Origin of the sequence: Colwellia sp. MB02u-10, assembly GCF_014077185.1 — a bacterium.
Taxonomy (GTDB): Bacteria; Pseudomonadota; Gammaproteobacteria; order Enterobacterales; family Alteromonadaceae; genus Cognaticolwellia.
In genome coordinates this window covers 132,687-158,664 of record NZ_JACGVK010000140.1, presented here as the reverse complement: position 1 = coordinate 158,664, position 25,978 = coordinate 132,687, and the positions used below count along the sequence as shown (strand labels likewise).

Annotated in this window: 21 protein-coding genes; 15 read left to right on the top strand and 6 right to left on the bottom strand. The window is 39.7% G+C overall.

Annotation, left to right across the window (positions count from 1 at the left end; translation table 11 throughout):
* The first annotated feature begins 36 nt into the window (after positions 1–36).
* The 3 genes from astA (at position 37) to H4J59_RS18900 (ending at position 3,673) form a co-directional block, all read left to right on the top strand.
* Positions 37–1,053 (top strand): arginine N-succinyltransferase, encoded by a 1,017-nt coding sequence (gene astA, locus H4J59_RS18910; RefSeq protein WP_182241517.1) that lies wholly within the window; start codon positions 37–39, stop codon positions 1,051–1,053.
* Positions 1,054–1,102: 49 nt separating this feature from the next.
* Entirely contained in the window at positions 1,103–2,575 is a 1,473-nt protein-coding gene (astD, locus tag H4J59_RS18905; RefSeq protein WP_182241516.1) for a succinylglutamate-semialdehyde dehydrogenase, read from the top strand.
* Positions 2,576–2,878: 303 nt separating this feature from the next.
* On the top strand, positions 2,879–3,673 hold the full coding sequence (locus tag H4J59_RS18900; RefSeq protein WP_182241515.1) for a DUF1338 domain-containing protein: 795 nt from the start codon (positions 2,879–2,881) through the stop codon (positions 3,671–3,673).
* A 366-nt stretch (positions 3,674–4,039) separates the two neighbouring features.
* On the opposite strand, the gene H4J59_RS18895 is transcribed toward H4J59_RS18900, so the two are convergent.
* Positions 4,040–7,051, bottom strand: a complete 3,012-nt coding sequence (locus H4J59_RS18895) for a TonB-dependent receptor (RefSeq protein WP_182241514.1) — start codon at positions 7,049–7,051, stop codon at positions 4,040–4,042.
* A gap of 487 nt (positions 7,052–7,538) precedes the next feature.
* On the opposite strand from H4J59_RS18895, the gene H4J59_RS18890 reads away from it, so the two are divergent.
* The 6 genes from H4J59_RS18890 (at position 7,539) to mutM (ending at position 17,211) form a co-directional block, all read left to right on the top strand.
* Positions 7,539–7,880 carry a DUF3802 family protein gene (locus H4J59_RS18890; protein ID WP_182241513.1) on the top strand — a complete coding sequence of 114 codons (342 nt, stop codon included), beginning with the start codon at positions 7,539–7,541 and terminating at the stop codon, positions 7,878–7,880.
* A 133-nt stretch (positions 7,881–8,013) separates the two neighbouring features.
* Positions 8,014–8,667, top strand: a complete 654-nt coding sequence (locus H4J59_RS18885; protein ID WP_182241512.1) for a single-stranded DNA-binding protein — start codon at positions 8,014–8,016, stop codon at positions 8,665–8,667.
* A 45-nt stretch (positions 8,668–8,712) separates the two neighbouring features.
* Positions 8,713–10,839, top strand: a complete 2,127-nt coding sequence (locus H4J59_RS18880) for a hypothetical protein (protein WP_182241511.1) — start codon at positions 8,713–8,715, stop codon at positions 10,837–10,839.
* A 376-nt stretch (positions 10,840–11,215) separates the two neighbouring features.
* Positions 11,216–11,881 carry a TVP38/TMEM64 family protein gene (locus H4J59_RS18875; protein WP_182241510.1) on the top strand — a complete coding sequence of 222 codons (666 nt, stop codon included), beginning with the start codon at positions 11,216–11,218 and terminating at the stop codon, positions 11,879–11,881.
* Between the two features lie 717 nt (positions 11,882–12,598).
* Entirely contained in the window at positions 12,599–15,919 is a 3,321-nt protein-coding gene (locus H4J59_RS18870; protein ID WP_182241509.1) for a DUF6701 domain-containing protein, read from the top strand.
* Between the two features lie 362 nt (positions 15,920–16,281).
* Entirely contained in the window at positions 16,282–17,211 is a 930-nt protein-coding gene (gene mutM, locus H4J59_RS18865; protein WP_182241508.1) for a bifunctional DNA-formamidopyrimidine glycosylase/DNA-(apurinic or apyrimidinic site) lyase, read from the top strand.
* 142 nt (positions 17,212–17,353) lie between these two features.
* Here mutM and H4J59_RS18860 read toward each other — a convergent pair whose 3' ends face one another.
* The gene (locus H4J59_RS18860) at positions 17,354–17,890 is read right to left on the bottom strand and encodes a class I SAM-dependent methyltransferase (protein ID WP_259369601.1); all 537 of its coding nucleotides are present in this window, start codon (positions 17,888–17,890) and stop codon (positions 17,354–17,356) included.
* 665 nt (positions 17,891–18,555) lie between these two features.
* Between H4J59_RS18860 and H4J59_RS18855 the strand changes: the two genes are divergently transcribed.
* Together H4J59_RS18855 and H4J59_RS18850 are read left to right on the top strand one after the other, a co-directional pair.
* Positions 18,556–18,879, top strand: coding sequence for a hypothetical protein (locus H4J59_RS18855; protein ID WP_182241507.1), 324 nt, complete (start codon positions 18,556–18,558; stop codon positions 18,877–18,879).
* A gap of 107 nt (positions 18,880–18,986) precedes the next feature.
* The gene (locus tag H4J59_RS18850) at positions 18,987–19,193 is read left to right on the top strand and encodes a cold-shock protein (RefSeq protein ID WP_081150364.1); all 207 of its coding nucleotides are present in this window, start codon (positions 18,987–18,989) and stop codon (positions 19,191–19,193) included.
* Between the two features lie 393 nt (positions 19,194–19,586).
* Here H4J59_RS18850 and coaD read toward each other — a convergent pair whose 3' ends face one another.
* Positions 19,587–20,081, bottom strand: a complete 495-nt coding sequence (coaD, locus tag H4J59_RS18845) for a pantetheine-phosphate adenylyltransferase (RefSeq protein ID WP_182241506.1) — start codon at positions 20,079–20,081, stop codon at positions 19,587–19,589.
* 87 nt (positions 20,082–20,168) lie between these two features.
* Positions 20,169–20,564, bottom strand: coding sequence for a nuclear transport factor 2 family protein (locus tag H4J59_RS18840; protein WP_182241505.1), 396 nt, complete (start codon positions 20,562–20,564; stop codon positions 20,169–20,171).
* 172 nt (positions 20,565–20,736) lie between these two features.
* Between H4J59_RS18840 and H4J59_RS18835 the strand changes: the two genes are divergently transcribed.
* Positions 20,737–21,393: a TetR/AcrR family transcriptional regulator gene (locus H4J59_RS18835; protein ID WP_182135772.1), complete on the top strand. Its 657-nt coding sequence runs from the start codon at positions 20,737–20,739 to the stop codon at positions 21,391–21,393.
* A gap of 138 nt (positions 21,394–21,531) precedes the next feature.
* On the opposite strand, the gene H4J59_RS18830 is transcribed toward H4J59_RS18835, so the two are convergent.
* Entirely contained in the window at positions 21,532–22,287 is a 756-nt protein-coding gene (locus H4J59_RS18830) for a 3-deoxy-D-manno-octulosonic acid kinase (protein ID WP_220469889.1), read from the bottom strand.
* A gap of 48 nt (positions 22,288–22,335) precedes the next feature.
* Between H4J59_RS18830 and H4J59_RS18825 the strand changes: the two genes are divergently transcribed.
* The 3 genes from H4J59_RS18825 to H4J59_RS18815 all read left to right on the top strand — a co-directional run bounded on the left by H4J59_RS18825 (position 22,336) and on the right by H4J59_RS18815 (position 24,601).
* On the top strand, positions 22,336–23,424 hold the full coding sequence (locus H4J59_RS18825; RefSeq protein WP_182241504.1) for a glycosyltransferase family 9 protein: 1,089 nt from the start codon (positions 22,336–22,338) through the stop codon (positions 23,422–23,424).
* A gap of 20 nt (positions 23,425–23,444) precedes the next feature.
* Positions 23,445–23,888, top strand: a complete 444-nt coding sequence (locus H4J59_RS18820; protein WP_182184335.1) for an NUDIX domain-containing protein — start codon at positions 23,445–23,447, stop codon at positions 23,886–23,888.
* 107 nt (positions 23,889–23,995) lie between these two features.
* On the top strand, positions 23,996–24,601 hold the full coding sequence (locus tag H4J59_RS18815) for a PepSY domain-containing protein (protein WP_310733224.1): 606 nt from the start codon (positions 23,996–23,998) through the stop codon (positions 24,599–24,601).
* A gap of 48 nt (positions 24,602–24,649) precedes the next feature.
* On the opposite strand, the gene waaA is transcribed toward H4J59_RS18815, so the two are convergent.
* Positions 24,650–25,942, bottom strand: a complete 1,293-nt coding sequence (gene waaA / locus H4J59_RS18810; RefSeq protein ID WP_182241502.1) for a lipid IV(A) 3-deoxy-D-manno-octulosonic acid transferase — start codon at positions 25,940–25,942, stop codon at positions 24,650–24,652.
* Between the last annotated feature and the right edge of the window lie 36 nt (positions 25,943–25,978).

Sequence of the window (25,978 nt, the reverse complement as noted above, 5' to 3'; positions counted from 1 at the left end):
TACTTAGGCATTTGAACGTATCATTGAGAGTTTTCTATGATTATTATACGCCCTATTCAAAACAGTGATTATGATGCACTGCATCGCATTGCTGTGGAGTCAGGACACGGTTTTACATCACTACCGGTCAACGAAGAACTGCTAAAAAATCGCATTTCTCACGCTGAAGTTTCTTTCAAAAGCTCGGTTACTGAGCCTGGCAATGAAGGTTACCTCTTTGTTATGGAGGATACCGAAACAGGCACTGTTGTTGGCACCAGTGGCATTGAAGCGGCGGTGGGTTTGGATGATGCATTTTATCATTACCATTTAGGTAAGGTTGTACACAGCTCTCGTGAGCTTAATATATATAATACCGTTGAAACATTGTCATTATGCAATGACTATACGGGTGCCTCTGAAATTTGTACTTTATTTTTGAGTGAAAGTCATCGCAAAAATAGCAACGGACGCTTCTTATCACGTGTTCGTTTTCTTTTTATGGCAGAACACACAGAACGTTTCGCTGAAACCGTTATCGCAGAAATGCGTGGTGTTTCAGACAAAGACGGTTCATCACCCTTTTGGAAGTGGCTAGAAGAGCACTTCTTCTCGCTAGATTTCCCGACGGCAGATTACCTTACCGGTATAGGTAAAAAAGTCTTTATTGCTGAGCTGATGCCGAAATACCCGATTTATGTCAACTTGTTGAGCCCAGAAGCGCAACGGGTGATTAACAAGGTACATCCAAAAACAGTGCCAGCGTTAAGACTACTTGAAGCTGAAGGCTTCTCCCGTCGTGGTTATGTCGATATTTTTGATGGCGGCCCAACGGTTGAAACACAAACAGCCTTAGTGAAAACTGTCTGTCAAAGTCAACAATGCCAAGTATTGATTGGCGAAGTAGCAACCGACAATAATTATATTATTTGTAATCGCAAAGTAGCAGATTTTAGAGCAACACAAGCCGCCGTGTTATTACGTGAAACAGCGAATCAAGTCGTGGTATCGCAAGCGGTTGCTGATGCGCTAATGGTTAATGAAGGAGATTGGGTGCGCCTAATTTCAAATTAACCATCTAATTAATACACTCATGAGCGATACACGCACAGAGGAATCAACTATGTCACACAATATACAACTTATTAATGGTCACTGGACAGCAGGCTTAGGCCATGAAATTTTTTCAAAAAATCCGGCTAAAAATCAAATTATTTGGCAAGGAAATACCGCTTCTGTAGCGCAAGTTGACGAAGCGGTTCTGTCTGCGCGTGCAGCGTTCGACACTTGGTCTAATATGACCATTGACGCACGTATTGCTATTGCCGTGAAGTTTGCTGAATTACTGACTGAAAACAAAGAAGCGTTCGCCACCACTATTGCGCTTGAAACTGGCAAACCACTGTGGGAAACCCGCACAGAAGTGGGCGCTATGGTAGGTAAAATAGCGATTTCAGTACGCGCCAATGAAGAACGTACTGGCACAGTTGAAAACCCGATGCCAGGCGCAAAAGCCTTTATTCGTCATAAGCCTCATGGTGTTGTCGCCGTTTACGGTCCTTATAACTTCCCAGGTCACTTGCCCAACGGTCATATCGTTCCTGCACTTATTGCCGGTAACACAGTAGTATTCAAACCAAGCGAATTAACGCCTATGGTTGCTGAAGAAACCTTAAAACTATGGTTACAAGCAGGTCTTCCTGCTGGCGTAATCAATATGGTTCAAGGTGAAGTTGAAACGGGTAAAGCACTCGCCAATCACCCACAAATTGATGGCTTATTTTTTACCGGTAGTTCGACTACAGGTCACTTTTTACATGAACAATTTGGTGGCCAACCCGGTAAAATTTTAGCGCTAGAAATGGGCGGTAATAACCCATTAGTCGTTAAGGATGTCAGTGATGTCGATGCCGTAGTACACGACATTTTGCAATCAGCCTTCATTACTACAGGTCAACGTTGTACTTGTGCTCGTCGTTTATTTATTGAAGCGGGTGAACAAGGCGATGCTATTTTAGCTAAATTAGTGGCGAGTACAGCAGCGATTAAAATTGGTTATTTTGACGATGAAGAACAACCTTTTATCGGTTCTATGATTTCTGAGAAAGCCGCGCTAAGTTTAGTTGCCGCACAACAACAACTGCTTGACCTTGGCGCAACATCTCTTGTGATGATGAAGCAGCTTGAAGTAGGTACTGGTTTTATCTCACCCGGTATTGTTGATGTAACAAACATCTCAGGTATGCCAGATGATGAGCATTTTGGCCCATTACTGAAAGTGTATCGCTACACTGACTTTGATGCTGCTATTGACGAAGCTAACAATACGTCATTTGGTTTATCTGCCGGCTTATTAAGTGACAGCGAAGACTTGTATCATCACTTCTTCCGCCGTATTCGTGCCGGTATCGTCAACTGGAACAAGCCAATCACTGGCGCCAGTAGTGCCGCACCTTTTGGTGGCATTGGCGCCAGTGGTAATCACAGAGCCAGCGCATTTTATGCTGCTGATTACTGTGCCTACCCTGTAGCTTCGGTTGAAGCTGAAAAAGTATCACTACCAGCAACATTAAGCCCTGGTTTATCAATTAAGTAATCTGCACAATTTTAATTGAAATGAAACTGCACTGTCCATTAAAAAAAGCTGGGATCCGTCCCAGCTTTTTCAAAAGTATCGATCAAATATAGCCACCTGTTCTGAGTGGTTACCTAGTGTGCTGTCCTAAACATTGTTTACCTACCGAGTTAAGTGCTTAGTTAAAAACTGAGTTAACTACTTGTTTAAATAATGGTTTAACTAATGGTTTAACTAATGGTTTAAATAATAAATAGCCTTACATACCACTCAGCCAACTTACACTACTGACACTAATTTACTTAATGCATTTAGGATTTTCACATGACACCCGTTAAAAATTTATTTAATAACATTTGGCAAAACTACTTAGAAGTCACGCCTTCAGCTCATAAATTACACCAGCTTTTAAGTACCGGTGACGATTTAATCAATGACCATGTTGCTTACCGCACTTTTAATATTGCTAAGGTAAATATCACAAAAATTTCAACACATTTACTGAACTTAGGTTACAAAGAATGCGGTGAATACCACTTTGTGGCAAAAAAGCTATACGCAAAACACTTTGAGCACTCAGACACTAATTTACCAAAAGTATTTATCAGTGAGCTATTAGTAGAAGAGTTTTCGTTGCCCGTACAAGCTATTATTGAAAAAATGGTTGCTGGCATTAATGAAGCGGATATTAATCTTGAAAGCTTTTTATACTCAGGCACTCATTGGCAAGTTAGCCACCAAGAATATGTAGACTTGTTGGCCGAAAGTGAATACGCAGCATGGGTTGCTGCCTGGGGCTACCGCGCCAACCATTTCACTGTCAGCATTAACCACTTAGAAAACTATGACTCAATTGAAGCCGTGAATGCCGAAGTTAAAGCCAACGGTTTTACGCTCAATAGTGCCGGTGGAGAAATCAAAGGTGATGAAGCCGTTAAACTAGAGCAATCTTCAACCATGGCTGATCATGCCTTAGTTGAGTTCTCAGATAAAACCCTTGCCATTCCAAGCTGTTTTTATGAATTTGCCAAACGCTACCCGATGGAAAACGGTGAACTTTACACAGGTTTTGTTGCTGCATCTGCCGATAAAATTTTTGAAAGCACTAATGCTGCTTAAAGCCTTGCGTTGAATAAAAGCGAGTAATATAAAAATAACTCGCTTTTAACTCATGCTAAGTATATTCATATTCCCTATGCCTATTATGTGCAATATCAGCTTTTTTGGCATTTGTGCTATGTAGTCTGAACTATAGATAAGCAGTACTTGCTAAATCTGCAGTTTTATTTAAACATCAATCGCTCATTATCAAGAATTCAGGTTATTTAAGTTTAATGATCTTAAGGCAGCCATAATTTCATCCATCTCAATGTGAAAATTAAAATGCAATAACACCATAGATACTTGTAAAGTACGGGCATAAAAAAGCCAGCTAAAATTAGCTGGCTTTTGCATTTAAGATTTACGTTCAGTATTTATTTCAATTTAGAAACGAGCTTCTAAAGAAATACGTACATAGCGTGGCGTTTGGAAACCATATGCAGTACCGTGCCATTGGTTAACAACACCTTCAGCCGATTCATAGTGCTCATTTGAAGCTACAGCCTCTTGTGTATTTAGCACGTTAAATATGTTTAGAGAAGCTCTCATATCAACATCTGATACCGTGAAACTATATGCTGCTGATACATCGATATTAAATGTCCAAGGTGTACGACCAGCTGAACCACGTGAATGACGTGTATATTCACCTGTTAAGTCTCCATCTGCATTAGTATCAGCTAGATAGAATAAATCACCCCAACCACCATTTAAGTTTGGATCATCAGACGGGTAGCCTTGACCAAATAAGCTTACTGGACGTCCACTAGATAAAGTAGAGTTCCAACCTAATAGCAAGTCTTGCGTTGGTTCCCAAGTACCGAAAAATTTCAATACGTGGCGACGATCGTTAGGTTGATAACCATCAGCACCATCCATTAACGCTGGAAAATCAAAATCTTGAGTAATACCGGCATCCGCTTGCCCGATATCAGATTTAACAGCACCTTCGAAATTACCAAGACTACGTGACCATGTATAGGTAAAAGTATAACGGAAAGCGTCTGATTGATATTTAACCATAGACTCTAATGCCGTATATTCATTCTTAGCTTCTGGTAATCCCATAGTTTCAGCGCTATAAGTTGTAAGAGAACCTGCATCAGGAGCACCGTCACTGTCAAATGATGAATCACCCCAATCAGTACCATTCCAGTAATAACCGTCGCTATACCAGCTAGAGTCTGAACCTGGATTAACCATTACACAGTAAGGGTATGCATAACGACCACAGTAATCATCAAGTGCTGATGCTACTTCACGGTATGTACCTTTAAAGCCAATAGTATATTCGTCATTTAAAATTTGCTCATAACCAATAATATACTCATCTTTTGAGAATGGGTCAGCCTCTTTAGCTTGAAAAATATCTTGTTCTGGAACAACAGGTGTGCCACTTATTTGTCTTGAATTAGCTACGCCATTGGAAGCACCATTATTGATATCTGCTGAGTCAGCTAAAGGTGCTAAGCCTGTTGGTGCACCTGTAGTACCATCTACGCCTGAAAAGGTGTAAGCAGTAGTTGCATCAGCAACACCAGAAGCTGCACGAAAAACCGTATTATTAGCTACTGGTAAATAGTAACGGCCATAAGTAGCATATACTTTAGACTCACCTGAACCAGTTGGGTCCCAAGTTACCCCTAAACGTGGAGCGATATCCGTTTTAAAGCTTGTTAACAACTTGCCCGTAGTACCCCAGCTGTCAAACTCATCAATACGAAGACCTACATCAAGTACAACATTATCAGTAGCTTGCCATTTATCTTCAATATAGTATGCCGCTAATTCTGACTCAAAACTACCACCACCATCGAAAATACGGTCTTCAACATAATCAAATCCTGCACTACTAGTATTTTCTAAAGCACCGTTATCTGCTTGGAAGTCACCACCGACAGCAAGTGTTCTATAATCGTAGCTGTGTCCACCAATAGGTGTACTTACACGTGCAGATTTACGCTTTTGATAATCATAGCCTGCAGCAAACGTATGATCACCAAAGTCATACTCAACATCCAAACGATATTGAGTATTTTCATCGTTATTATCACCAAAACTACCACCAGCACCACAGCCAGTAACAGGATTATCTGTAGTACGAGAATCAGTTACAGTTGGGCAAGTTAAGTTAGCATTAGCTGTTTCATACTCTGTTTCAATTGTACCAGCCATCGCAGTTACAATTAAGTCATCGGTTATATAGCCTGTGTAGCTTAAACTCTTCGCTTCGCCACCACGTTTTAAAATTGCACCATCTTTTTCTGCACCAACTACACCATTATCGTAATCAAATACCGTGCGTTCAATATCACGACGGTTTGAATAGCCAAAAAGGCTAAGACGGTGATCTTCGTTAATATCCCAATCGATTTTTGCTCCCCAGAAAAGGTTATCTCCACTAGAGGCCGCTTCTACTCGATATTGATCATTTGCAGAGAATTCGCTACCACCCGTTGTATAAGATTTCTCTGTATCTCTAGGATTTATTAAGCCATAGAAAAATAAAGTATCTTCAATAATCGGACCACCAGCAGAGAACGTAAAATCTGTTTGACTCTCTGAATCCATACTTTCATCACGGAAAATAGCACCTGAGCCTTGTTTACCGCGAGAGATACTACCATCTTCTTGTAATGAATCAGGCTGAAATTGAGCAATTGCGGCAAATTCCCAGTTGTTCGTTCCGCTTTTAGTTACAGAGTTCATGGTACCGCCAGTTGCACGACCATATTTAGCAGAATAACCACCTGTTTTAATTTGAAATTCTTTATAGAATTCAAATGGAACTTCACCACAACCTAAGCCCTGGCGAGTATTAGTTACTTCCAAACCGTTAATATAACAGGCATTCTCAGCAACTGATGAACCGCCAAATGAGGCTGTATTACCAAAAGCAGAATCACCTTTTACGGTACCAGGAGCAAGTAGAGCAACTGAAGTAATATTTTGAGCAATTGGCATACGAGATATTTCTACATCACCAATAATTAACCCTGAATCTGAAGACGCTAAATCTATTGTAGATATAGACGAGCCAACAACTTGAATTACTTCAGTATCATCTGTAGCTGCTATTTCAAAATTTGTTACCGTATTACGACCTAACGAAGCTTTTGCGCTGTCTTCAGCAACAACAACCCCACCTTTCATTACAGTGATTTTGTAATTACCTGATGGCATCTTAGCTAAACGATAGCTACCATCAGCATTTAGAGAGACTGTACGTTGAGTGCCTGTGTCGACATTAACCGCAGTAACTGTGTAGACATCAAGATCAGAGCCCACAATTTTACCGATTAAGTCGTCAGCTAAAGCTGCGCTCCCCCATAAAATTGACGATACGGCTACTGCTGTTACCGAACGTTTAAATATTTTAGAAAAATTATTTCTCATGATTATGTTTCTCTCCAAGATTTATATTGTTTTTATGTTGTTTCAGCATTGTTTTTATATTGCTCTTATGCTGTTTCAAATATTTCATATGTTACAATCTATGTTAAAAGATGTAACATTTACCACATCTTTACTTGAATTGAAGACAGATACAACCCTTTTATTTGTATATTGTATGCAGTGTACAAATAAAAAGCATAGTAAAAACAAATTATTATTATAAGATCGATAAAAATCACTACATTTTTGTAATCATATTCAAAAAGAGCAAGTATGCCAAAATATTTTCATCTGCTTTATACGTATCATTTTGTGTCGAAAAATATGATGATTTCGTCAAACCACATTTACTGATATACCTGAGAATTTCGATAGATAAATAAATCGGTTATAGTCGCAGAACCTAGCTGTAGATTTAACTGATCGCTTGATCATCACCTCAATTTACGAGTAAAGTAGGGTTACGATAAAGTGAGATATATATAAAATGGTTACCAATACTGACGGTTATATTCATATAATTGAATATTTAACTGCTAATTTAAGCTTATTTGAAAATAGCACCCATAACGCACAGGCCAAAAGCTCGGTGTTAGAGGTAATAGAACAAGAAATGAGTGAACAAATTATTACCTTATGTAATCAAAACCAGACTTTAGGCTTTAATCAACGAAATACTATTATTCGAGAAGCTGATGCCATTGTTTATGACTTACAAGAAATATTGTCCGGTATAGTTAACAACTCTGTGACAAACGAGCAGTTAGTATTTATTAAAGAGTTTACGATGTTAATTAAAAATTTATTTGATACTGAAATTCACAGTTAGCTTATACCTTTGCCGTGCGGTTGAGCTTTATGAAAAATAGCCATGTTACCGTAGCGCTTTTTTAACTATGGGGCTCAGTAATCAGCCGTTATTAACCTGTTAATCACTTATACCCATAATCACAAGTAGACCTATGTTAGCTGAATTACCACAAAACCATTTATGTCGCGTAACCCTCTTGGGTAACTTGGTAAATAAACCTGATATACGTTATCAAGCCAATCCAGTTATTGCTTTTGCTGAATTTACCTTGGCGACGCACAGTCGTTGGTTTGATAAAACCAGTAATAAATTTAAAGAATGGACCAGCTATCATACGGTAAAAGTTATCGGTGAAATTGTTGAACGTTCACTTATTCACGCCGATAAAGGTGACATTATATTAGTGCAAGGCTACTTAATTAATAGTAAAAAAAATAACCGTGAAATTATCCACGCGAGTTATGCACAAACTTTCCCTAAAGGTTACGCACAATCTATCAATCAAATTCATTGCAGTGGCAATATTATTTCTGATATTAAAGTCCTGACCACAGAGCACAATAAAACCTTAACCGAAGTCATTGTGGAATCAAAACAACATATATTTTCTACTGTTACTCAGCAGAGCCACGTGGTGACAATACAACGCCCAGTCCATGTTTGGGGTAAGCAGGCACTTTATCTTGCTGAACATGGCAAAAAAAATGATCAAATAATAGTTGACGGAAAATTAAGCTATCTGAATAATAAGGATAAAAATCAATTTATAGATGCACAGCAAGCAGTTTTACTTGCTAAGCACTAAACGCATGGACTGCTTATTATTAATTTATATGGAATTCAATATTTTATGGACAAAAATAACCGGCTTAATCATCTTAAGCTGTATTTTATTTGCACCTTGGTCGCCGTTTTCAGTCAAGTGGTACACGCCATAGCGCCAATCTCCAATGATGTAGAGTTATCGGCGATCGCTAACCTGAGTAAAGTGGCATTAAAAAATGACCAATGGCTGAGTGTATTACCTGTTATAGGGGATAAAAGTCAATATTTTATAGCCACTAAAGCGGGGAAAATTTATCAATTAAATAATAACGAAATAGCTCAATCCGCTTTTTTTGATTTAAAATTAGCCTTAGAAAATCCCAACATTATCGCACTAACTGCGATTACTTTAGATCCAAGTTTCTCCTATCGTGACCGTGATGGCTACCACACTTTTTACACTGCCCATACCGAAGCTAGCCAAAAAACCAGGTCAAAGTTGAGCCCCCAAAACACAAAAATCAACCTCCCTTTCGACGCAGTTATCATGCGCTGGCAAATATCGAGTGTACGAAACTCTAGTCCTAAACTGATTCAACAACATGAAGTTATGCGTATTGCCATTGCTCAGCAGCAAGAAAATATTCAGCAATTAAGTTTTAACCCTTATCTTGCCCCTTGGCACAATGATTTTGGTTTACTTTTTATTGCCCTTGCGCGTAGTGATACTTTGAAAAATGAAGCACTTTACGATGGGGCAATACTGCGTATCAAACCAGGAACACAGGGGTTAAATAGCTATATCATTCCTACCGATAACCCTTTTACAAACACGGCCGATATTCACAATGAAATTGTTTTTATCACGGGACAAAAAACTGAACATTTTGACTGGATAAAAAATAGTGCACCTAGCTTACTGGTACAATTTAACCAACCCGATGCTAATGTACTCATCACAGCGAACATTGGTGATGACTGGCGAAAAGCTATCCCACAAGCACAGATAAAAAAACACTTACCCGCAGTAAGCACTCAACGTAAAACCTTACTTTATCATGGAAGAGAACAAGAAAATTTTCGAGGAAAAGCCTTGCACTTACGCGAAATAGAAAACAATTGGCAATTGCAAACCATAGCATTACCTTCAGTTTTAAGTAGCGAAGATAAAAGTCAAGATGTCCGCCATAAGCTCATCAAACCAAATGCAAACGAACCAGCTAAATTTAGTTTACATCAAAGCCACAATGGCGAGCTGTTGTTGCTTGAACATAACCAACAGCGCTTATACAGCATTAAAGCGCCTGAAACTGTCAGCAATAAAACGGCTATTACGGATAATGCATTAAGTACTTCGAATAACAGCAGTGCTTTTGCTTTGATGTCTTTATTGAGCTTTATTGTCGCTGGCTACTTTTGGTATTCTAAAAAAAATACCGTTAAAAAACAAAGATCTTTGCATGAACAATGGGCCAAATTTGAGTTTGATAAGACAAAAAAATCACTATCTCTGTATAAACGTCACGCCAAAACGGCTGAACTAACCCTTAACCTATCAACAATAACTCGCAGTGAAGTATTATTGAACGATGAGGTTATTTCAACCATCAGTGCCAATTCAACACCCACCTTCTCAAATGATCTGGAAGATCAAGTACTGACTGCTTTTGCGAAAGAGCATAGATTCAAAATGGTTAATGAAAAACAGAGAAGCATTCAATTATGCTTATCGGACGATCAGCAAAACCGCTACCTAATCTGCCTGTATTTTCGGGTTGATGATACGCGCCATACCAAACTTAAATACAATAAAGTTATCGACAATGTTATCGATTGGCAGTGGTTATTTGCCCGACATATCAACCCAGATAAAACCACTAAACGAACTATTAAAGTTAAGACTCCCCGTGAAAATCCCACTAATAGTGTGGTAATACAGTCAAATCCTGCACAAAAGTTACGTGCCGAAATATTTGAAGATGATTCAACACAAGCAAAGCACAGTGTGGATATTTCCCTCGATAGCTCAGCTGAAGATGACCTTGTAGTGAATACAAACTCGCAAAATAGCGAAGCTGAGGCAAGCAATATTGACACTAAGCTAGTGTTTGCTTTAGACAAACTAGTGATGATGAAAAAACAAGGCTATTTAAATGAGCGTGAGTTTACTATCGCCAAAACAAAAATTTTAAAAAATTTAACCAACAACTAATACCGAATACCGAATACCGAATATTTAATACAATACCAGTGATTTCAACCATAGGTTAACTCGTTAACAGCGCTTGTATTTACTAAGAAAGCAGCGCAAAATGCGGCCAATTTTTCGTATTGGCTTGCTTTATGCCAACCTTGTCGCAACAATTTTTCCTGTTAGTATTCATACTTTTTGAAAATGAGTGCCCGCGACTACGGCAGTATTATCATCAGTCGCGTCACTAATATTTATAATGGCGCTAGCTTGCGTGTTGATATCGATCAATAGCCGCTACTTATGGGTAAAAATAAACACAAAGTTACCGCCGCTGATCTTTAGGGCAAACTTTTACTACTATGGGTTTAATATTTAACTAAGGCAAGGCAATCAATTGTTTAAAACAAAGTCAGCACTAAGGTTAAGCCTTTTCGCCAGCATAATATCCTTACTTTTGGCGCTTACCTTAGCGATGCTATTACTCGGTGACTATGGCATGAGTATGCAAAATTATTTGCATACTTTAATTCCATCCACCTTATTGGGGGGCTTAATATTTATCTTGCTTTTTACCCCCGCAATGGCGCTTGGCTTGCCTCGACAAGTTGCTGCCTTAAGTGCCGGCTTTTTATTCAGTGCCGGCTATGGCATGGTCTTAGCAACACTAGCGGCCGTTTTGGGCTGCTTAATAACCCTGATACTGGCGCGCAAACTATTTGCTAATAAGGTGCAAGATTATTACCCTGGACAATTAGCGAAAGTTAGCCAATTTTTTAGTCAGAACACTTTTTTAAAAGCCCTGATTATCCGCCTTTTACCGGCTGGGTCAAACTTTCTCACTAACGTTCTGGCAGGTACCGCAGGTTCCCCAATAAAGCCTTATGTCTTAGGCTCAGCACTCGGTTTTATGCCGCAAATGACTATATTTTCATTAATGGGCGCTGGCTTACAAGTTAATGGACAACAGCAACTGATTATCAGCATTGTCTTATTGGTCATTGCCCTACTACTAAGTAGTTACTTGTATCAAAAAACTCGACACAAGTTAACTTTGAGCTAATTAATTTGGTAAATTGAGTGCGTAGATTAACTTAGTAGATTCAGCTAAAGTCTGAAAAACGCCACAAGTGACTCAATATGCTGTTATTTCTGAGCGTTTTCATTAAGTATTCCACAGCTGATTTGATGATAAAAAATGTAACTATACTCAGTTAAGCACAATACTTTGCCATCATTTTTATGCCGCTAAGTTTGTTTAAGATTATCAAACTGGCGCTTCAGTTTTACTTATACTTTGATTTCAGTTTAGTTCAGCAGGGAACATTGTTTAGGGTTATTGCATTATTATACTGAGCATAATAAACTGACATTGTACTGTTGAATTTATCGTCTCACCCATTTAATTCCAGGCTATCAAGGCCATTCTTCAAACAGTAAAAACAAGCAGTAAAAACAAGGAAAAGTATTTGTCGATACTTTTTAATAGTAGTAACACAATATTGATTTTGCCAGTGCATACGAAAGTGTTAGCGCTAATCATTAGATGAGATACACCTGCATAGCGTGTACAGATACTCAATACCCGTATTAATTTTACAAGGTTTGTTATCCGTTTGTCGACTGGCTAAGTTCAAAGCCAACAATAGCATTACAATATTGGAGCGACAATTAGCTAAGCTACTAGGCAAATCCAAAGTTTAATGACCAACGAAAGTGACAAAGCCACTTTTATACACATTACTATCTATACAACTCATAATTATAAGAAACAAATTTTATGACGTATACCAAGCAATACCTGTTTATTCTGCTACTTTTTGTTGTGTCTAGCGCACAAGCAGAACTGCCGCCAAAATTATCCCCCCCCCTAGATAACCTGACGATTTATTCTAGCGCGGCCATCACCATGGGTGCGAGTTCAATCGTCGGTGGCAATATTCAAGTAGAGGCGGCTGCAACGATAGGTGCAAGCTCAACCGTCAGTGGCCACCTTATCGCCGGAGCCGCTGCCACACTTGGCGCCACTGTAACAATTGGTGGCTTTGTTGAGGCCCGTGACGCGGGTATGATCGGCGCAGACTCAACGGTTGGTGGCCACTTTACCACCGGAGACGCAGCAACACTTGGCGCCACGACTATTGATGGCAATATTATTGTTGGTGGCGACCTTACGGCTGGCGCCGCGATAATTACCGGCACCAAGGCAGTGATCGATGGTAATGTTAGGTCCGGAGCTGCCACATCCACAGACTTTGGCGCGGATACCATAGTTAACGGCAATGCGACGGCCGGAACCGCCTTAACACTGGGGGCCGATGTCGTCATTCAAGGCCATGCTCAGGCTGGGAGTGGCGCTGTAGCGCTTGGTGTAAATGCAGCAGTAGCAGGTAATGCTAGAGCCGGAACCAATGTTACGCGAGCCGCAGGTGCAACTGTTGCGGGTACAATTACAGAAGGGAGTATTGAGCAATTTACCGATGCCCCCAAAGAGCCGATAGATGATCAGAGTCCGCAAGTTGCTGCTATACAAGCAGATCTAGCCGCAATGCAAGCTCCGACAGCAAATGAACTACCTACGTCGATGACCGTAAGTAAAACACTTAAAAAAGGCGTTTATTATACAACAGCACTAACAACCACTGCTGGTATAACCATTACTTTTGATGGCGAAGGTGTAGATGGCCATTGGCTTATCAATAGCGACTCCTTCGTTGCCTTTGGTGCCAGTACGGTAATTAAATTACTCAATGTCACCCCCGACAGCACCATCACCTGGAATGCAGGAAGCTACATATCTGCAGGCGCCAGTGTCAATCTAATAGGGTCTTTTTTTGCGGGCTCTTACATCCTCACTGGCGAATTTACTACGCTAAAAGGCGTCAGTGATAGTTGCGGTGGGTTTTTCACCACGACTGGCGCTGTCACCTTAGGCGCCAGTAACTTAATTGGCACGATTGGTTGTATTGCAACTCCTGCTGATATCCCTGCTATTCACCATTATGAAATTGCTCATGATGGCCAAGGGCTAACCTGTGATGCTGAGTCTGTATTAATTAAAGCCTGTCTCGATGAAAGCTGCTCAGAGTTAAGTACTGAAGCAGTAGAACTTGAGCTTCTTGCTGACGGTGCTGTTATTAGCTCCCCCAGCTTTGTCGGCAGTACTGACGTACTTTTTAATCATAGCGTTGTTGAGACCCTAACTTTTTCGCTCGCCAATACCACCATTGCAGCGGTCAACCCTTTAGTATGTGACGATAGCAACGGCACTAGTTGTGACATGATATTTACCGACGCGGGTTTTAGGTTTCTCTATGGTGCAAGTAATAGCACAACCTTGCCCAATCAAACTGCAGGTTCAGTATTTGGCGAAACTTTAAAGCTGCAAGCAGTGCAAAACAGTAATGGTGTATGTACTGGTTTATTTACCGGTAATACCAATGTCAATTTATCGCAGGAAAACCTTGCACCAAATGGTACTAGTAGTCTCAGTTTTAGTATTGATGGTAATGATATTGCAAAACACCCAGATGTCACCCCTACCGAATTAATCTTTGGCACCGACAGTATTGCGACAATACCGACACCACGATATCACGATGCTGGACAAATTCGTTTGCATGCCAATTATGACCTAGACGGCGTAACGCTATTCGGCAGTAGCAATCCGTTCTGGGTCAGCCCAGCCGAGCTTGTGGTAAGTGCTAAATTAGCAGCAAACAACTTAAATGGTGCTACGGCGACAGCTACCCCAACGCATGCTGCAGGCGAGAGTTTTACGCTAACCGTAAGTGCATTCAATAGCCTTGGCGTTATCACGCCAAACTATTCACCTGGCGCAATGCAGCTTAAACTTGGACGCACAGGTCCTACCTTAACTGATAGTGTCGATGGTAACCTAACTTATGCCGAAACGAGTTCGCTGACAGCTAGCATTAGTCCTGTATTCGAAAGTGTGACGCTCAATAACTTTTCTTTAGGGCAGTCGGTTTATACAGCCGCGCAATATTCAGAAGTGGGCTTGCTTAATGTAGACCTTCAAGACAGTAATTATGGCAATGCTGGTATTGTGATTGATGCTACTGATATCAATATTGGCCGCTTTATTCCTGATCATTTTACACAAACCGTAGCAGAACATGGCGCTTTTATGGCGGCTTGTAATACAACAACAACCTTTGCTTATAGCGGCCAAAAAAATGCAGCTAACGATAGTATGGGGACAATTTCATACGCCATCAATCCGATATTCGCCATTACCGCCCGTAACAAACAAGGTGCTATTACCCAAAATTATGATGAAGACAATCAAGATAGCGCGAATGACTACATGAAGCTCAGCACGGCGAAGATAAGTATTACTGCGCCAACATTAGACCAAGTAGCAACCGGCGTTGATAGTAACAAGCTGCCCTTAACAGCCAATATGACTGCGGGTATCTTGAGTCAAAATGATTTAACCGCACTGCCTACTATTGATGCATTACCAAAAGGAGTATTACACTACCAATTGTCAGAGGATGATAACTTTTTTTATAACCGCTCTGCGAAAACACGAGTGGTGCCCTTTAACTCAGATATTAACTTTTCTATTGCGACTATCATAGACACAGATACCGTCAAGGCAACAAGTACAGTTGAAGCCTCACCAAGCGGTGTTGAAATTCGATTTGGCCGCTTAGTATTACAAAACAGCTTTGGGCCTGAAACGTCAGATTTGCCCCAACCGATGCAAATTGAACATTTTACTGCCAATGGTTTTATTGTCAGCTCAGATAATAATTGCGTCAGTTATGATAGCGACAAGATTACACTTAGCAATATTAGTTTAGACCCTGCATTAACCGGTGCATTGCCAGAACCAGAATCGCCGGCAGCAACGGGGAATTTCCTTGCGGGTAAAACACGGACAATTAAATTGGCAGCGCCTGGTGCTGGCAATCAAGGAAAAATTGGTGTGTTGTATGAAGCTTATGATTGGTTGAAATATGATTGGAACGTTAATGGTGTCTATGATGATAACCCTTCAGCAGTTGCCTCGTTTGGCCTGTTTCGAGGTAATGACAGAATCATCTCTTGGAAGGAAGTGTTTAATCAGTGATAGTCAGTAACCTTGAAATAATGACACTACCAACTATTTCAAGGTTTTCTATCAACGAAAATACTCGTTATTAAGTCTACTGCTTGGAGCGTTATTTTGTAGGTCGGACTTCAGTCCGTCAACCGTTTAGCGGACTAATTAATATCATGGGCCAAACAAAGATAAAGAGCGATTAACAATAGCGCAATGCTAAAACTAAATTCCCTTTTTAAATTAAAAAGGCCCGCTTTAAGCCATGCTATAATACTTGTCGCAAGGTGTTCTGGGGTTGATACCGCTGAATACTATAACTTGTATTTAAAATTTCCTCCCCCCTCCCGATTTATTATTAAATAGCTAAAATTCAGAGATATAAAAGTATTATGCCAGAGTTACCAGAAGTTGAAGTTTGTCGTTTAGGTATTACGCCCCATATTTCAGGGCAGGAAGTGGCCCACGTGGTGGTTCGCAATGCCAAATTACGCTGGCCTATTCCTGATGAAGTGCATAGTGTTGTTGGGCAAACCTTAGAAAAAATAGAGCGTCGATCTAAATATTTATTGCTGAGGTTTTCTAGCGGCACTTTGTTATTACATTTAGGCATGTCGGGGTCAGTACGCATTCTTGAGCACGACACGCCTGCGATAAAGCATGACCATTTTGAGCTATTATTTGCGAACGACAAAATGTTGAGATTAAATGATCCGCGCCGTTTTGGTGCTGTATTATGGTTTCCTGAACATCATGACTTGCAAGGCTTATTGACCAAATTAGGGCCAGAGCCACTAACAGATGACTTTGCTTATGGGCATTTATTTGCCAAAGCCGGTAACCGAAAAGTGCCGGTTAAAACCTTCTTAATGGATAATCATGTTGTGGTAGGCGTTGGTAATATTTATGCCAATGAAGCACTATTTATCGCCAGTATTCATCCTGCTACGCTAGTGAATAGCATCAGTGAAGCGAAGTTTAATGAATTAACCGATATTATTAAGCGGGTACTCGCTGCGGCAATTGCACTCGGTGGCACCACTTTAAAAGACTTTACACAGGCAGACGGTAAACCAGGTTATTTTGCCCAAAAACTTTTTGTTTATGGCCGTGCCGGTCAGCAATGTGATGGCTGCCAAACCGTATTAGAAGAAATTCGTCAATCTAATCGCAGCTCAGTGTTTTGCCCACAATGCCAAGTTTTACCAGAAAACACCCCTAAAAATGTACAGAATAAAAAACTGAAAGCAAAAGCAAAAACTACCACAAAGCAGCTTGCCGTTAAGAAAAAAGTGGTTAAAAGCAAAAGCGCTAACCCGTAACGGATTACAAAAAGTTCAGGACTCACTAATCTTAAGACAGCATGACAATGGTAGTGGCGGCCTCATCTTTATTATTGAGCTAGAGCCATGAACTAAAGTCTGTAAATTAAAGGCGGTAAATTAAAGGCGGTAAATTAAGCTTTTATTTAGCAATTTTATACAAGTAAACCGGTGATTTATAGAAATCATCAAGCCGTATTATTTTTTCAGGCTGGCATGATGGCAAAGCAAAATTATTGCTGATCAAAAAGTCAACATTGGGTTGTTTGGCCAGTATTACATGCTTGATTTTGTGCATAGCCTGCGGATATAAATAACAAACAATAACTGCTGAGGCGGGTAAGTTTACCTGATAAAAATTTTGCCGATACAAGGTGAGATTATTTAAACGCCCTATTTTTTTAAGTAATGTTGAGCTAAGCCACGGCAGTAAAGACAATTCATAGCCAATAACTTGCCTTTGGGGATTATGCTTGGCCATAGGTATCACAAAGTTGCCCCAGCCACTACCAAAATCCACAATAGGGCCAGTACCCGTTTCATCCGCTAATGCTAGCATGGCCTTATAGGCCTTTTTTGAGCTTGGCATCGGGGATATACCCACTTTTATAGTGCTGTATATCAACGATATGGCAATAAACGCCATAGCGATTAACAGTAAAACATCAAATATTATCAAGGGTTAATTCCACGACGGTCAGGTATCACCATTTTTAACCATACGTTAACCATGATTTTTTGCTTATGCAATGCCTTTTGCTGCTTTTACTAGGGTAATCATTGCGATAATGTTAAATAACATTGCCAAGTAAATAAACACGTATAATGCTGCCCAGAGCAGATTTCTGTAATCTTGAGCCAATAAACCGAGCTAATCGTTTGGATTTAAAAGAAAATTAATACCAACGTGATTGAATTCACTCATGATAAAAGCGTGTGTGGCTAGCAATACTTTACAAAAAATGAACTGTTTCATAAAGTATTGGCATTCAAAAGCTATTTACTCACTTTCATTCACTGTACAATAGTGTTTTGCACAGTATGGTTATACTGATTTTGGCACTTATACTGTTAACAAAAGTATTTTATCGCTTGTAAAGTGAACGCCATGAATAAATTCAGATAATCCGGTAAGAGATAAATCACTTGAGCTGTCGATAAATGAATTGCCTATTAAGGCACTTTTAACGCCTATCGGTGTTGTTTTATTAGTATTAAAGCCTATTACTTTATAAAATGCCTGAAAAGCGCTAAAATTTCATTATTGGGATTATAAATCAATACATATGACAGGTTTTTAGTTGTTTACAGAACTCTTATTCAAATATCAGGTTAAATAACTTAATGAAATCTTATGAAAATATTGCCGAATTAATTGAAAACTTAACGTTAGAAGTTAAAGCAATTAACGATGAAATTGCTACCTTACAAGCAGAGCCTCAAAGCTTTAATGAGCAAATTATTTTTCAATATATTGCGACATGTAGTACCGGTAAAACAAAAGATTTTGTGCGTTCGTTAGGCGTAAAGTCTGAGCGTGGTTCGCTATTTTCTTCGGGTGATGTCAGCAAGTTAATAAAAGCGGGTAGCGATGATATTTCATCTGAGTTACTTGCTATAGCGCGAAAGGTCGCTAACACTAAAAATAAAAATGGTAAGCTACGTTAAAACGTAAACTGTTTTTTGCTAAAATAGCGCAAATAATTTTAAGTTCTGATTTGTAATGGTGATAGCAAGTCAGAATTATATTTTTCACCGAAGACAAAGAGAATAATATGAGCAAAGGTATAGTTAAGTGGTTTAATGCAGATAAAGGTTTCGGCTTTATTACTCCAGAAGATGGCAGCAAAGATTTATTTGTTCATCATTCAGAGATCCAATCTGGTGGTGAATACGCAACATTGGCCGACGGCCAAGCTGTTGAGTTTGAAGTTGGCCAAGGTCAAAAAGGTCCATGTGCTAATAAAGTAGTTGCTGTTTAAGCGCTAGCACATAAGCAACCTGAGCTAAGGATAAGCCAATGACCTAATTTCGATATAACGTCGTTATTGAGTATAAAGTTAATTCATATATTTAAATTTTAAATATATGAAACACTTATCCAGCGTAAGGTTAAATAAGCGAGTGCGTAATACGTACTCGCTTATTTATATTTATTAAGAGAAAATCTGGCTTTTATTACCCTTTCATTTCCACTTTTACTTGTACTTCCCCTGTTACCTGCGCCCGTTACTGACAAGATAAGCATAATGCCTTTTTAATCTGCTACTTGTGACTTTAAGCTATTACTCAGTATATTAAGCTCAAAAGTGGTAAATAAGCGACTGTTGTTCATTTGCCACCATGACAATAAACAACAGAGCGCCATATTGTGCTTATTTTTTTGTCTTTTTTCGCATACTGCTATCAAGTGCTTGTTTTACAATCGGATGAACAAACTCGCTGACATCACCATTGTGCAACGCCACTTCCTTAACTAACGTTGAAGATATAAAAGAATTTCTTTCCGCTGGCGTTAAGAATACCGACTCTAAGTCCGGGGCTAAACGTCGATTCATATTGGCTAACTGAAATTCGTAGTCAAAATCAGAAACCGCACGTAAACCACGAATTAGCACCTTTGCTTGATGCTCTTTAGCAAAATTTATCAATAAACCACTAAAGCCTGCGATAGTAACGTTCGGTAAATGTTTGGTGACGGCTTCAAGTAAAGCAACCCGTTCGGCTAAATCAAAATGTGGCTGTTTACTCGGGCTAGCGGCAATACCAACAACAACCTCACTGAATAAGCGGCTTGCTCGTTCTATTAAATCGGTGTGACCGTTGGTGACAGGATCAAAGGTACCTGGATAAATCGCTTTAACTGACATAATTTTAGCTATTTTCAAATGAGTAAAAATCTATTGTAATTGTTGAAGCCACTAATTTCAAAGCAATCAAATAATTTAAACACCGCCCTATTGTTTCAGCTTAGCTAACATGGCCGTCATTTGATCATTAATCATATTTAACGCTTTGTAAGGGCGGATCATTACTTTGAATTCAGTAATTTTTCCTTGTTCATTCCATGTGATCATATCAATACCATTGATGTCGATACCATTGATGTCGATACCATTGATGTTTAACGAAAACTCTAATACCGCTGAATTATCGCCTGAAAACTCTCGATCGTAATTGAATGTACCATTTAGAAATGTATGAAAGGCCGCCGTTAAGTACATGCTGACCATTTTTTTTTCTTGGATAGGTGTATGGATAACAGGTGAAAACAGGGTGACGTCGTCAGCAAGCAAAGTAGAAACCTGATCAATTGCTTTATTTTTTATTAGAGTGTGCCAATTATTAAGCATTTTTATTTTTCCTTTTGTTTAGGTTTTTTTCACTGTAAGCTAAGATGCAGCCAAATCTAACAGGTGTCAACATTAAGCTTACTTAAAGTATTTACTCGAAATGCTTTAATTTTCGCTGATTTTGATAGTATGATGGAAAAATATTTGACAACCAATACAAGAAGTAGTGTCCATGAAAACTCGGGATAAAATAATTCAAGCCAGCATTGTCTTATTTAATGAACAAGGTGAGCGTAATGTTACCACCAATCACATTGCCGCTGATCTTGGTATTAGCCCTGGTAATCTGTATTACCACTTTCGCAATAAAGAAGACATTATACTTTCGATCTATGAAGAGTATGCGCGCAACCTTTTAATAGAAACCATGCCGGAAGTAAACCCTGATGTAAAACCACTTGATGCCATTATTTTGTATATGGATGTGGTGTTTCTGGCGATGATGAAGTTTCGTTTCTTTTATAGTAATTTACCGGTACTACTAGCAAAAAATCCTTTATTGCACGATAAATATGTTGAAGTACAAGGCTTTATTGCACAACGCGTAAGTGAATTGTTACTGTCGCTGCGTAACGCAAACATGATGGATTTTTTAGATGAAGACCTGCCTGACATTGTCAGTATTTTACGTTTAGTGAACACTTTTTGGCTCAGTTTTTATCAAACACAAAATAATGATAATGAAATGAACGACGCGGTATTCTATCAAGGGGTATTGAAAATATTAGTCATAATTCAGCCTTACATTAGCGATGAAGCTAAAGATGAATTTTTAGAAGCTCGTGCTATGTACCGTCAACGTTGCCAAGATAGCTTAAAGGTCGCTTAACTACTGCTAGAGCTCACTTAACTACTGTATAAGTAATACCTAAGCATTGAATGACATTGAAAGTACTTACTCAAAATACTTTCAGTTAGTAATAACTCAAACTACCAGCACACCCCGGTTATAGCCATAGGTTAAATCTTAAGACTGGTAGCCGTTTAATAACGCTTGCCAATTTTTTTCACACCATTGAAAATTCGTTATCTTGTTATTTTCTTTGCGAAAAGATCTCAGTAGTCTAGCCATATTTTCTGCTGGCCATTTAGTCTGCTGCTTGCGCTGTTCACCTTGGTCAAAATCGATTAACCAAACCTGATTATTGTCATCAACTAAAATGTTATGAGCATTTAAGTCATGATGATAAATACCTTGCTGATGAAAAGCCTTTATTACCTTGCCTATTTGTTGCCAAAGCAAGTCATTGATTGCATGCTTACTGAGCAAGCCGACCAAATCACTGGCATTTTCAATCCGTGATGACAATAAATCAGCGCGATAAAACAAGCCATTTTTAATCACCCGAAAAGCAATAGGTTTTGGCGCAGGTAAGCCTAATGCCCGCATGGATTTGAGCAAGGCAAACTCGCGAGCCGCACGCGTATTTTCCATGCCGGTATATAAATATTGATCCTTAATGACTTTGCCAATTAAACCGCCACGATAGTAATGACGCAACACCCAGTTTTGCACCGTACCCATAGCGTTTTCAGTGGCAATAAACCAAGTAGTGCCTCGACCTTGAGCACTGCCCACGACACTATTTTTTGCTTGCCAATAATCACTATTAAGCATTTCAGGTATAAAAGTGCTAACTTCATCACTGTCGTATCGACAATAAACATGGCCTTGCTGAAAAAATTTTTCAAGACAAGGTTTTACAATTGCGGGCTGGTTCAAGATAATAGGCCTATATTATATTTATGCTCCTATTGTGGTGAATCCTTTATGCTGGGTCAATTATCTGCTCCGAAAAATTTATGTTTATTGCGATTATCTGCCATTGGTGACGTATGTCATGCGGTGGCTATGGTACAAAATATTCAGCGACAATGGCCAGAAACCCAAATCACTTGGGTCATAGGCAAAATTGAAGCGAGCTTATTACAGGATATGGTTGGCGTTGAGTTTGTTATTTTTGATAAACGTGCCGGCCTAAAAGGCTATCGCGACTTAAGGCAAACCCTTAAAGGCCATAAATTTGATGTTTTGTTGCATATGCAAGTAGCACTGCGCGCTAGTATTGCCAGCCTATGTATTTCAGCCAAGGTTAAAATTGGCTTTGATCGCCAACGCGCAAAAGAAGGTCAATGGCTATTCACCAATAAAAAAATAGCGCCGCAAAATCAGCCTCATGTGCTAGACGGTTTTATGGGCTTTGCCAAAGCCCTAGGTTTGGAAGTTACTGCCCCCTTATGGCAAATGCCGTTAACAGATGACATTCAGTTATGGGCCAGTGAAAAGCTCAGTGCCGCGAATACTGCCGGCAAACCCATTGCCGTGATTTGCCCTGCCGCCAGTAAAGCCGAACGTAATTGGCATACTGAAGGCTACTCGCAAATAGCCGAGCACTTAAGCCTTTGTGGTTTTAAAGTGGTGATATGTGGCGGCCCAACCACAATGGAGAAGTTACTGGCCGAGGCAATCATTAGTCGCAGTAACTTTAGCCAGGGTGAAAATGAAATACAGAATTTGGTCGGTCAAACTAGCCTAAAACAGTTGTTAGCGGTATTAAAAATTGCTCACCTTGTGGTGGCACCCGATACTGGCCCAGCTCATATGGCGGTGACGGTTGAAACACCGGTGGTAGGTTTATATGCTCACAGTAATCCCAAACGCACAGGTCCTTACTTATATCCACAGTATGTTGTCAGTGCTTATGCTGCAGCAATAAAGTTACAATATAAACAAAGCGTTGAAGAAATACCTTGGGGTACCCGTGCTAAAGGTAAAGATTTAATGATGCAAATCAGCATTACTCAAGTAAAGAAAACCATTGATCGCCTTATGCATGATAACTATCCAGAGTTGCTCTAAGCCAGCATTTAGGTCTAGCTATGAAAAAATATGTTACCGGCTTTTTGTTCTCTCAAGACGCGAGTCATCTGGTGTTAATCCAGAAAAAAAATCCGCCATGGCAGTGTGGTTTATTTAATGGTGTTGGCGGGAAAATTGAAGCTAATGAGTTATCAGTTGATGCCATGGTCAGAGAATTTATTGAGGAAACTGGCGTTACAACCCACAAAGCCGATTGGACCTGTTATGCAAAAATATACCGGCCCCATTGCTATGATGTCGATGTTTATTTTGCACATTCTGATCTGGCTTTTAGTGCTAAAACCATTGAGCAAGAGCCCGTACATATTATTAAACTCACTGAATTGCCAAGCAATATTATTCCAAATTTACAGTGGTTAATTCCGTTAGCTTTAGATAAACAAGCAGATTTTTCAATACCTGTGTTATTACAGGAAGTAGCACAAGCGCGGACTAAAGCATAATGATTAATCAGTCCGGCTAGCCTGTTAGTCACCCTGCTAAACCTATAACTAATAACCAAAAACTAATAACCAAAAACTAATAACCAAGCACCAATAAAAACAAGAATATAGAGATGAAAAGTAGAAAGCTACACAAGATCATTGGCCTGACTTTAGTATTACCTATGTTGGGTTGGACACTAACCGGATTAGTATTTTTCATTAAACCCGGCTATCAGGGGGCTTATGAACAATTATCAGTAAAACGTCACCCTTTGAGTGAAGTGTTGAGCGTTACTCCAAAGAAAAACTGGCAGGAAGTGAGGTTAGTTAACACTATTTTAGGGGCTCATCTGTTGGTGAAATCTAGCCATAAAGTTGAGCATTTGGACCCAGTATCACTACTCGATAAACCAGCGCCAACAAACTTACAATTTAAAGCCCTGTTAAATGATGCCTTTAGCGACAATAAGGCGCGCTATGGCGACATTGTACGTGTTGATGGTTTATCGGCACAAACCAGCACAGGCGTGAAGGTAACGCTTGATTGGCAGACCCTGAAATTAAACCAAACGGGGCAAGACACCGAATTAATTAACTTACTGTACCAAGTACATTATTTGCAATGGACACCGTTCAAAGGCATAAATCAAGTGTTAGGTATATTCGGCCTACTCTTGTTGATTTCGCTCACTGTTTTAGGGGTTAGGCTTTATATTAAGCCACGCTCTTAGCCTTAACGCTGAAGCTACTGAAGTTAAGACTAAGATTGACCCAAGCATTTATGATGTTAGTAAGGTTTGCAGTGCACTTAAAGACTGCGCCGTTGCGCCTTGATTTGCCTGCACGACTTTATAGCTATTTCGGCCCAGTGTTTGTGCGCTAGTTTCGTCAACCAGCAAGCGTATGACTTCTTGCGCTAACGCTTGCGCCATAGCTTTGTTTTCATTAAGTTGCACTATGCCTTGTGCTGAAATCAGTTGCGCTAAAATCTCTTTAAAGTTACTCATATTTGGGCCAACAATGACTGGCTTTTGAAATAATGCCGGCTCTAATGGGTTATGACCGCCTATATCACTAAAGCTGCCCCCCATGGTCACTACGTTAGCTAGTGCGCATGCGGCGAGTAGTTCACCTAAGGTATCAATAACCCACACATTAGTATTGAGTGTTACCGGCTGTTTTTCGCTGCGTCTGAGCACTTGATTACCAGCGTCTGCTGCGAGTTTAACGACTTGTTCAAAGCGCTCAGGGTGTCGTGGCACAATAATCAGTAAGGCGTTACTGTCTTGCTGCTTTACTTGCTCAAAGGCCTTTAATACCAGTATTTCGTCACCGGGATGTGTGCTGGCTATTAACCAAATTTTACGCGGGTCTACCAATAAGGTGCTTAACGCTTGTTGTTTGGTCGCTACATCATGATTTAACGAGATATCAAATTTTAAGTTACCTGATAACGCGCACCTTGCCCTGTTTGCCCCCATCGCCAAATAGTTATCTTGGTTGACTTGGCTTTGAGTTAATATTTTGTCAAAACAGCGAATAGTTGGGGTGATCAACCAAGCAATTTTTTTATAGCTGCGCATGGATTTGTCGGATAATCGGCCGTTGACTAACATCAGTTTGATATCATGATTTGCGCACTGAGTGATTAAATTTGGCCATAATTCAGTTTCCATAAAAATCATCGCTTTGGGCTTTAAGCGTTTTAAAAATAAAGCGGTAGAAAAAATATTGTCTAGCGGCAAATAACAATGTTGCACTTTATCAGCAAATAATTTTTGCACTTGTGCTGAGCCTGTGGGGGTAAAAGTAGTGACTGTGATGGGCACTTGAGGGTAGTTGCTCAGCAGTTGGGAGATAAAAGGTTGTAAGGCGATAACCTCACCCACACTGGCAGCATGAACAATAATGCCGTTGGGCTGAAATTTTTTTGCCAGCATACCCAAACGTTCAGGTAAGCGTTGTCGATAAGCTTGATGACTTAGCGAGCGCAACAATAATACCAGCAAAAGTAGCGGTGTTAAGATAAGAAATAATAATCGGTATAAAACTAAAGCGAGAGTAAAACGCACTTAACTAGCTCAAAAATCTGAAAATCAATGTTGCAC

What these genes read in the sequence shown, in the direction of transcription:
- H4J59_RS18840 (WP_182241505.1), bottom strand. Translation starts at nt 20,564, where the DNA reads ATGCTTAATAATTGGCACACTCTAATAAAAAATAAAGCAATTGATCAG.
- H4J59_RS18895 (WP_182241514.1), bottom strand. Translation starts at nt 7,051, where the DNA reads ATGAGAAATAATTTTTCTAAAATATTTAAACGTTCGGTAACAGCAGTA.
- H4J59_RS18890 (WP_182241513.1), top strand. Translation starts at nt 7,539, where the DNA reads ATGGTTACCAATACTGACGGTTATATTCATATAATTGAATATTTAACT.
- coaD (WP_182241506.1), bottom strand. Translation starts at nt 20,081, where the DNA reads ATGTCAGTTAAAGCGATTTATCCAGGTACCTTTGATCCTGTCACCAAC.
- H4J59_RS18825 (WP_182241504.1), top strand. Translation starts at nt 22,336, where the DNA reads ATGCTGGGTCAATTATCTGCTCCGAAAAATTTATGTTTATTGCGATTA.
- H4J59_RS18870 (WP_182241509.1), top strand. Translation starts at nt 12,599, where the DNA reads ATGACGTATACCAAGCAATACCTGTTTATTCTGCTACTTTTTGTTGTG.
- astD (WP_182241516.1), top strand. Translation starts at nt 1,103, where the DNA reads ATGTCACACAATATACAACTTATTAATGGTCACTGGACAGCAGGCTTA.
- H4J59_RS18850 (WP_081150364.1), top strand. Translation starts at nt 18,987, where the DNA reads ATGAGCAAAGGTATAGTTAAGTGGTTTAATGCAGATAAAGGTTTCGGC.
- H4J59_RS18820 (WP_182184335.1), top strand. Translation starts at nt 23,445, where the DNA reads ATGAAAAAATATGTTACCGGCTTTTTGTTCTCTCAAGACGCGAGTCAT.
- H4J59_RS18855 (WP_182241507.1), top strand. Translation starts at nt 18,556, where the DNA reads ATGAAATCTTATGAAAATATTGCCGAATTAATTGAAAACTTAACGTTA.
- H4J59_RS18885 (WP_182241512.1), top strand. Translation starts at nt 8,014, where the DNA reads ATGTTAGCTGAATTACCACAAAACCATTTATGTCGCGTAACCCTCTTG.
- H4J59_RS18880 (WP_182241511.1), top strand. Translation starts at nt 8,713, where the DNA reads ATGGACAAAAATAACCGGCTTAATCATCTTAAGCTGTATTTTATTTGC.
- astA (WP_182241517.1), top strand. Translation starts at nt 37, where the DNA reads ATGATTATTATACGCCCTATTCAAAACAGTGATTATGATGCACTGCAT.
- mutM (WP_182241508.1), top strand. Translation starts at nt 16,282, where the DNA reads ATGCCAGAGTTACCAGAAGTTGAAGTTTGTCGTTTAGGTATTACGCCC.
- H4J59_RS18900 (WP_182241515.1), top strand. Translation starts at nt 2,879, where the DNA reads ATGACACCCGTTAAAAATTTATTTAATAACATTTGGCAAAACTACTTA.
- H4J59_RS18835 (WP_182135772.1), top strand. Translation starts at nt 20,737, where the DNA reads ATGAAAACTCGGGATAAAATAATTCAAGCCAGCATTGTCTTATTTAAT.